Genomic DNA, 1309 nt, shown 5'->3' on the forward strand with positions numbered 1-1309 from the left:
CATGATCTTGCCCTGGGTCCAGGAGCAGCAACGACTGGTCCAGTATGCTTACATGGATAATCAGAAAAAAGGACTAATTGGCGGGTGTCCTGTTATCAAACGTAATAAGAGCGACGATGATAAGTATCGAGATCATTATGGGTATATTCCAGATTGCAGGGTTGGTGAATTTATTGGTGTAATCATCAATCAAATCCCACTGTCGTCACCCATACAATCTGTTGAGTCTAACAACTCGTTATATGAAAATATTATTGAGTTGAGAAAGAAAGGTCGTTTGTCTGACGTGTTTAAGGATATTTTTAATGCGCTAATTAAAATTCATAAAATAAATCCTTTCACAAAGAATGAATGGTTTTCTCTTTTCTTGGGGGAAAAAGATTGTTTTTACTTGATTACAGCGGCTTCTGGTTATAAACAAAGCATTTTTGAAAAAATGCTTCCACTTAATCACAGAGCAACAATATTGTCGCAGATAAATAAGGCTCTGAAAAATCGAGTTACCAGCAAAACGTGTTGATAGAGGCTGATCCAGGCTTTTACCAGCGGTAATGAAATAACGATAGATATGACTGTACAGATATAGTGATAACCTGACACCGGCCTCAAACCGGTGTCATATTTCAAGTCGTCCTCGATTGATTATGATTGACAGTCATTTTATAGCTTTATAAATCTCGGACTTAATTCTATCTATTGCAGGTTGACATGCTGCACGACTAAATATTTTGTATGTTGACAAATGAGGGAGGCGTACAAGCAAGGAAACTTGATCCCCCCTTTCGTAACGCTGAATTTGGTATCTGACTCTCCCCCAGCCAATCTGTTCATTGATTTTATCAACCATCTGGAAACCATGCTTGGTTAAATGGCCATCTAGTTCATCAAATACGATTTTCGAAATCGCGATATAGAGTTTACAGTGGACCTGTTTTATACGCTCATCCCATATTTGACGTGCATGTTCAAGCCACTCACCCTTTCCTTTTAATGAATACCAATTTCGTGAGCGGGCAGGAATATAGTTTGTCATCAGAGAGCCATCCATGAGCTGCGTGTATGATACACCCAGTTCATCGCCAATCATTGTATATAAGTGTTTCATCTGCTGTTGTAGTGGAGCGTTTCCTTTCTTACAGCCCTTCCATCGTTCGTTGTAATATGCGCATTCTGACTCTACTGAAATTGCATTGGTATCACATGGTCCACCACCTGGATTTATACCAAAGAATGCGACAGGATACTGAGGGGATAGCATATTCTCATACCTACAGAAAAGCAGGTCCCACCCCAGGGTAAGAGCATGAAT

At 39.8% G+C, this 1309-nt stretch carries 2 protein-coding genes; one reads left to right on the forward strand and one right to left on the reverse strand.

Features of this window, described 5'->3' with window-relative positions; genetic code table 11:
- Nucleotides 1–520: hypothetical protein (locus tag BN1115_RS03075; RefSeq protein ID WP_042656027.1), on the forward strand; the 520-nt coding region annotated here is incomplete at its 5' end.
- Between the two features lie 135 nt (nt 521–655).
- Here BN1115_RS03075 and BN1115_RS03080 read toward each other — a convergent pair.
- The coding region (locus BN1115_RS03080) for a hypothetical protein (RefSeq protein ID WP_042656028.1) at nt 656–1309 on the reverse strand (654 nt) is incomplete at its 5' end.

Origin of the sequence: Aeromonas allosaccharophila, from assembly GCF_000819685.1 — a bacterium.
GTDB classification, from domain to species: domain Bacteria; phylum Pseudomonadota; class Gammaproteobacteria; order Enterobacterales; family Aeromonadaceae; genus Aeromonas; species Aeromonas allosaccharophila.